The sequence below is a fragment of the Vibrio ruber DSM 16370 genome (assembly GCF_900163965.1).
GTDB classification, from domain to species: domain Bacteria; phylum Pseudomonadota; class Gammaproteobacteria; order Enterobacterales; family Vibrionaceae; genus Vibrio; species Vibrio ruber.
On sequence record NZ_FULE01000051.1, the window covers coordinates 1 to 7,055 of the forward strand.

5 protein-coding genes, 1 rRNA gene and 1 pseudogene are annotated in these 7,055 nt (G+C 45.5%); 5 read left to right on the forward strand and 2 right to left on the reverse strand.

Translation table 11 applies throughout. The features are described from left to right. A pseudogene (locus VR7878_RS18025) lies at positions 1–129 on the forward strand (IS200/IS605 family transposase); the annotation flags it as partial. A gap of 123 nt (positions 130–252) precedes the next feature. Here VR7878_RS18025 and fadA read toward each other — a convergent pair. After that, positions 253–1,422: an acetyl-CoA C-acyltransferase FadA gene (fadA, locus tag VR7878_RS18030; RefSeq protein WP_077337410.1), complete on the reverse strand. Its 1,170-nt coding sequence runs from the start codon at positions 1,420–1,422 to the stop codon at positions 253–255. A 4-nt stretch (positions 1,423–1,426) separates the two neighbouring features. Then, entirely contained in the window at positions 1,427–3,610 is a 2,184-nt protein-coding gene (fadB, locus tag VR7878_RS18035) for a fatty acid oxidation complex subunit alpha FadB (RefSeq protein WP_077337411.1), read from the reverse strand. 199 nt (positions 3,611–3,809) lie between these two features. On the opposite strand from fadB, the gene VR7878_RS18040 reads away from it, so the two are divergent. From VR7878_RS18040 to VR7878_RS18055, 4 genes are all read left to right on the forward strand, one after another. Next, positions 3,810–4,439 carry a YigZ family protein gene (locus VR7878_RS18040; RefSeq protein WP_077337412.1) on the forward strand — a complete coding sequence of 210 codons (630 nt, stop codon included), beginning with the start codon at positions 3,810–3,812 and terminating at the stop codon, positions 4,437–4,439. Between the two features lie 23 nt (positions 4,440–4,462). Then, on the forward strand, positions 4,463–5,920 hold the full coding sequence (locus VR7878_RS18045; protein WP_077337413.1) for a TrkH family potassium uptake protein: 1,458 nt from the start codon (positions 4,463–4,465) through the stop codon (positions 5,918–5,920). Positions 5,921–5,931: 11 nt separating this feature from the next. After that, entirely contained in the window at positions 5,932–6,459 is a 528-nt protein-coding gene (gene hemG / locus VR7878_RS18050) for a menaquinone-dependent protoporphyrinogen IX dehydrogenase (RefSeq protein WP_059123142.1), read from the forward strand. Between the two features lie 488 nt (positions 6,460–6,947). Beyond that, a 16S ribosomal RNA gene (locus VR7878_RS18055) occupies positions 6,948–7,055 on the forward strand; the annotation flags it as partial.

Below are 7,055 nucleotides of genomic sequence, written 5' to 3' on the forward strand. Positions count from 1 at the left end.
GTAGATACGGTAGGTAAAAATACGAGCAAGATACAAAATTACATCAAGCAGCAACTAGAGCAGGATAAAATGGGAGAGCAATTGTCGATCCCGTATTCAGGTAGCCCGTTTACGGGCCGCAGGAACTAGTCATATGCAAATGTCAGATCACTACGCGCCTGCTAGGGCGCTGCTAGTAGGAGAGCCTTATAGGCGCATATGAAAAACCACCGGCTATGCCGGTGGATACTTTTTAAGAGAATATGAGCTCAACTAGCGGACGCGTTCAAAAATCGTCGCAATACCTTGCCCCATCCCGATACACATGGTTGCCAGACCGAACTGGACATCCTGATGTTCCATCACATGTAATAGTGTGGTGGATATTCTGGCGCCTGAGCATCCCAGCGGGTGGCCTAATGCAATCGCACCCCCCCATAAATTCACTTTATCATCAAAGTTATCTGTCAGTTCAAATTGCCGGATACAGGAAAGTGCTTGTGCGGCAAAGGCTTCATTGAGTTCAATAACGTCAATATCATGCAGAGATAATCCGGCTCTTTTTAGTGCCTTGCGGGTCGCAGGGACGGGGCCGATTCCCATCACTGATGGCTCACATCCTGCCACAGCCATCGCACGAATTTTGGCTCTGATGGGTAATCCGAGTTGTTTGGCTTTCTCTTCTGTCATCACAATCATTGCCGATGCTCCGTCTGATAAGGCCGAAGAGGAGCCGGCTGTGACCGTGCCGTTGGCCGGGTCGAAAACCGGTTTGAGCGACGCCAGAGAATCGAGAGATGCATCACGACGAATGACCTCATCTTCTTGCAGAGAAATAAGTGCGCCCTGTTCGTCGTGGCCTTGGGTGGGTACGATTTCTCGTTGAAATAGCTTGTTCTCTGTTGCTTGTGCTGCTCTCTGGTGGGAACGCAGGGCAAACTGATCTTGAGCATCTCGGCTGATCTGGTTTTGTTTTGCCAGCATTTCAGCGGTCAACCCCATCATGCCGGCTGCTTTCGCTGCATGTTTGCTCAGGCCGGGATGCATATCAATCCCATGGGTCATCGGCACATGCCCCATATGTTCAACGCCACCGATGAGACAAATATCGGCATCTCCGACAGACACGGATCTTGCCGCATCATGTAAGGCCTGCATCGATGAACCACACAGGCGATTGACTGTGACAGCACCGATTTCAAACGGCAGTCCGGCTAGAACCGCAGCATTGCGCGCAATATTCATTCCCTGTTCAAGGGTTTGCTGAACACATCCCCAATAGATATCTTCAATATCAGCCACCGGTATTTGTGGATTACGTTGAATCAGTGACTGCATCAAATGTGCTGACAGTGTTTCTGCGCGAGTATGGCGAAACACGCCTTCTTTTGATCGGCCCATCGGCGTACGGATACAATCCACGATCACTGCTTGCTTACTCATGCGATTACCCTCTCTCTGATTCTAATTTGTCATGGTGGATGGGATAGAAAACTCTTGCTTGATGAGCCATTACTTCGAGAGATTTCGGCACGTGATAGAGTTCTCCAAGGCGCTGGTATGACTGAGCAGTTTGGATATATTGTGTAATACCGATGGTATCCAGATAGCGGCAAACACCACCTCTGAATGGTGGAAAGCCAAGTCCGTATACCAGTGCTATGTCTGCTTCGGCGGGAGAGGAGACAATATTTTCCTCCATGCAGAGAATGACTTCATTCATCATCGGAATCATCATGCGATCCATGATCATTTGTTTGTCTGTGACAGGCAACGGTTCTCCCGATGCGTAGACAAGCTGGTAGATGTCAGGTGATAACACTTTCTGGCTCTTACCACGTTTATCCGTATAGTAGTGATAGAAGCCTTCACCGGTTTTCTGACCAAATTTTTTCGCCTCATAAAGCCGGGTAATGATGTTGTCCGGGGATGATTTCATTCGGGTTGGATAAGCTTGGCAGATCACCTGTTGTGCGTGATACGCGATGTCGATACCGACAACATCGAGTAAATAGGCAGGCCCCATCGGCCAGCCAAAGTCTTTCTCCATGATTTTATCAATTTGGACAAAGTCGTACCCTTCATCGAGCAACTGACAAAAGGCCAGAAAATAAGGAAAGAGAACGCGGTTGACAAAAAATCCGGGACAATCGTTAACGACAATCGGGGATTTACCCATATGGGCAGCAAAAGCCACGACTGTATCAATGGTTTCGTCACTGGTTTCTTTGCCACGAATAATTTCAACCAGCGGCATTTTATGCACCGGATTAAAGAAATGCATGCCACAGAACTTGTCAGGCCTTGAGAGTCCCGCTGCTAATTGGGTAATCGGAATTGTTGAGGTATTTGAGGTCAGAATGGTATTGGCGGTAACCTTTTCTTCAAGCTCTTTCAGGACAGACGATTTGATTTTAGGGTTTTCAACCACGGCTTCAACAATAACATCCACATCTTCTATACCGGCATAGTTAAGTGTTGGCCGTATTGAAGCAAGGGTGTTAGCCATGTCCCGCGGAGAGAGCTTACCTCTTTTGACCCCCTGCTCTAACAGTTGAGCACTATGATCCATGCCCAGTTTCAGAGAGTCAGGGACGATATCTTTTAAAACGGCAGGGATCCCTTTAATCGCGGATTGGTAAGCTATACCGCCACCCATCACGCCTGCGCCAATCACGGCACTGTGACTGACAGGGTGGGTCAGTGACTGTTTCGCTTTTTTGACGAGGCCTTTAATATATTGGTCATTGAGATAAATACTGACCAATGCGGCCGCTTGATCGGATTTTGCCAGGGTAACAAAGTTCTTCCGCTCGATGTTTAGTGCTTCATCTCTGGGCAGCGTTGCTGAAGATTCTATCGTCTCAATCGCTAGGAATGGTGCCATATAGTGAGTGCTTACTTTTTGATGGGTCATTCCCTTGGCTGTCGAAAAGACCATCAGACGTTCTACGGGGGATAAAGTAAGCGGCGCACATTTTTCCTGACGTACTTTCTTCCAATCAATCTTGTTGTGAATCGCATCATCCAGTGTTCGTCTTGCTGTTGCGGCAAGCGCTTCTTCTGTTGTGATGGCATCGACCAGCCCGACAGAGAGTGCGTGCTCGGCACTGAATATTTTGGCCTGAACGATCGCCTCTAAGGCGTTATCCGCACCGATTAATCTTGGCAGACGGACACAACCACCGAATCCGGGCATGATTCCCAGTCTTGTCTCGGGTAAGCCAATTTTGGTTGAGCGTGCCGCGACCCGAAAATCGGTAGCGAGCACACACTCACATCCGCCACCAAGGGTATATCCACACAGGGCTGAGACTGTTGGCACTGGCAGATCTTCAAGTTTACAGAAGATTTGATTGGCATACTGAAGCCATTTTTCCAGCTCATCTCTCGGATATTGGAATAAGCCTAAAAACTCATTGATATCGGCCCCGACAATGAAACTGTCTTTATCGGATGTCAGCACTAAGCCTTTGAGTCCCGGAAAGTCTTGGATTGCATCCAATGCTTTATCCAGATAGCCCAGCGTTGCCGTATCAAGTGTATTGACCGACTGAGGTGTGCAAAACTGCAGCTCAAGGATACCACCTTCTATTTCCTTTACCTGCAATGTCTTTGATTGAAAGATCATGAATTATCTCCTGACATGCATTTTTAGAGAGTCAACTGGTACGATGACTTGTTTTAGTATTCAAAAAGTGTGGCTATAAGTTGAGATAACTGCAATAAATGAAAAGATAAATTCCATTTTTTTAGATCCGCAGCACTTTTCTTTATGGTCGTGCTAGACTGTTACGCTTGTTTGATTTGATGTGATGCTAAGTTAGCCGATGAATGATCAGCCTTATGCGATTCCTGCTGCTTCTGTTCGTTATGATGAAGAGATCAAAAAAAGTTTGTTTATGACTTTTCTTCAGCATACGCCGGGGATTGAGTCTGCTAAGGCCTTTATTGAGCAGATCAAAAATCACTACCCTGACGCGAGGCATCATTGCTGGGCCTTTATCGCCGGACGCCCCGATGACTCAATGAAGTGGGGATTTAGTGATGATGGTGAACCATCTGGCACCGCGGGAAAGCCGATTTTAGCGCAATTGTCGGGTGCGCAAGTCGGAGAAATTACCGCAGTGGTTGTGCGTTACTATGGTGGGGTGAAGTTGGGAACCGGTGGATTAGTCAAAGCTTATGGCGGTGGTGTTCAGCAAGCGCTTAAGCAACTTCAAACAATCGAAAAAAAAATCACCAAGACATTAAACTTGGCGCTAGACTATGGGTTGATTCCTTTGGCTCAATCCGTTATTCAGCAATTTGGTGCTCAGGAGCTAGCAGCACAATATCTTCAGCGAGTTGTTATCACGATTGAGATTGAAATTCGATATATTGATGAGTTTATACAAGTGATAACCAATAAAAGTAGTGCAAGAGTTCTTGTGAGTTCAAATGATGAACTAAACAACTAAGGTCAGAATCAAGTCATAGCATCATGCAATTTCGTTCTATTATCCGTATAGTCGGGTTACTCCTTGCCTTATTCAGCGTTTCTATGCTGGCGCCTGCGCTGGTGGCTCTAATCTATCGGGATGGTGCCGGCGTCTCGTTTGTAACGACTTTTTTTGCTTTACTCCTCTGTGGGGCGGTCATCTGGTTTCCGAACCGGAACCACAGACATGAATTAAAATCTCGCGATGGCTTTTTGATTGTGGTTTTATTCTGGACCGTTATCGGTAGTGCCGGGGCGATTCCGTTTTTTATTTCGGAGAATCCTAATATTTCCCTGACGGATTCTTTTTTTGAATCTTTTTCAGCACTGACAACCACCGGAGCAACCGTGATTGTCGGTTTAGATGAGTTGCCCAAAGCCATTCTATTTTATCGCCAGTTTTTACAGTGGTTCGGGGGGATGGGGATCATTGTCCTCGCTGTCGCGATTCTTCCCGTTCTTGGTATCGGGGGAATGCAGCTCTACCGGGCTGAAATCCCCGGTCCTGTGAAAGATACCAAAGTCACCCCTCGTATTGCTGAAACAGCAAAAGCGCTCTGGTATATCTATCTGGGGATCACGGTTGTTTGTGCTTTTCTGTATTGGCTCGCAGGGATGACGCTTTTCGATGCGATATGCCATAGCTTCTCCACGATTGCGATTGGTGGGTTCTCCACCCACGATGCCAGTATGGGGTATTTCAATAGTCAGGCGATTAACCTGATAACGGTTGTTTTTCTGCTGATATCCTCTTGTAATTTTACGCTGCATTACGCAGCATTTGCTTCTGGCGGTATTCATCCGAAGCTCTACTGGAAAGATTACGAATTCAGAACGTTTTTGTTTATTCAGGCCATGCTGTTTTTAACCTGTTTTTCTGTTTTATTGCTTCATCAGCAATACGATTCTGTTGCTGAAGTTTTTGATAAAGCACTATTTCAGAGTGTTTCAGTCTCAACCACGGCCGGATTTACCACCACGGGATTTTCTGATTGGCCGCTTTTTTTACCGGTATTGTTACTCTTTTCTTCATTTATAGGCGGGTGTGCCGGATCCACGGGCGGTGGATTGAAAGTGATCCGGATTCTGTTATTGACCTTACAAGGCGGGCGAGAGATGAAACGTCTTGTCCATCCGCGAGCTATCTATCCGATTAAGCTCGGGGATAAGGCCTTATCTCCACGCGTGATTGATGCCGTATGGGGATTTTTTTCCACCTATACGCTGGTCTTTGTTTTATGTATGTTGGCTTTAATTGCTACGGGAATGGAAGAGTTAAGTGCATTTTCTGCTGTTGCCGCAACATTGAATAACCTTGGTCCGGGGCTGGGTGAAGTGGCTGTCCATTTTGGTGATATTAATGATAAAGCAAAGTGGATCCTCATTATTTCTATGTTATTTGGGCGATTAGAAATCTTTACATTGCTTGTCCTGTTCACACCTGCATTTTGGCGTAACTAAGAGGAATAATTGTGAAGAAAGTTCTCTGTCTGTATTCAACCCGAGAAGGACAGACCAAAAAAATTGTTGAACATATCATTGCACAGCTTGAAGGCTATCAGTGTGAGTATGTTGATTTACATCTGAACCCAAAACTAAATTTGGCGCTTTACGATAAAGTGCTAATCGGTGCATCAATTCGCTATGGCCGGCTCAATAAATCTCTTTACCAATTTATTGAGAACCACCATCAACAGTTAGATGAAGCAAAAGCTGCTTTTATTTGTGTCAACTTAACCGCGCGAAAAGAAGATCAAAAAAAAGATACGCCTGAAGGCAGTGCTTACATTCAGACTTTTTTACGTAAATCTATCTGGCAGCCTCAAATGATAGGTGTGTTCGCCGGTGCATTACGTTATCCGAGATATCGTTTTTTTGATCGGGTCATGATTCGATTCATTATGAAGATGACCGGTGGTGAAACGGACACATCAAAAGAAGTCGAATATACCAATTGGAATAAAGTGGAAATATTTGCGCAAAAGTTTAAACAAATGTAGATAAAACAGGCATGTTGAGTGAAATACATACATTTATAGACGTGTGAATCATTGTTTTGAAAAAACTTGCAAAAAGGGCTTGCCAATCGAAAAGCGATCCCTATAATGCCCCCTCGCTGACACGGAATCGCGGAGAGAAATCCCCGGCTGTGTGAGTCCGGTCTTCACCGAAAGATAAATCTGAAAAAAGTGTTTGACACCAAGATTTATCTCGCTAGAATGACCGCCTCTTCGAACGGAGAACGTTTAGAAGAATCGCTCTTTAACAATATAGACCAATCAATCTGTGTGGGCACTCGTCGATAAATATCCAAAAAGATTTTATCAATGAATCGAGTGACCAAATCAAGTTGGATGCAGGTAACTGTTATTCAATAAGAGCACAGTCAATTCAACATTACTTATGTAATGTCACTTTTTGCTTCTGCTTTTAAGCAGAGACAAAAAGCAGTATTCATTGAGCCGACACTTCGGTGTCACAAAAACTTTAATTGAAGAGTTTGATCATGGCTCAGATTGAACGCTGGCGGCAGGCCTAACACATGCAAGTCGAGCGGAAACGAGAGAAAGCTTGCTTTCTCGGCGTCGAGCGGCGG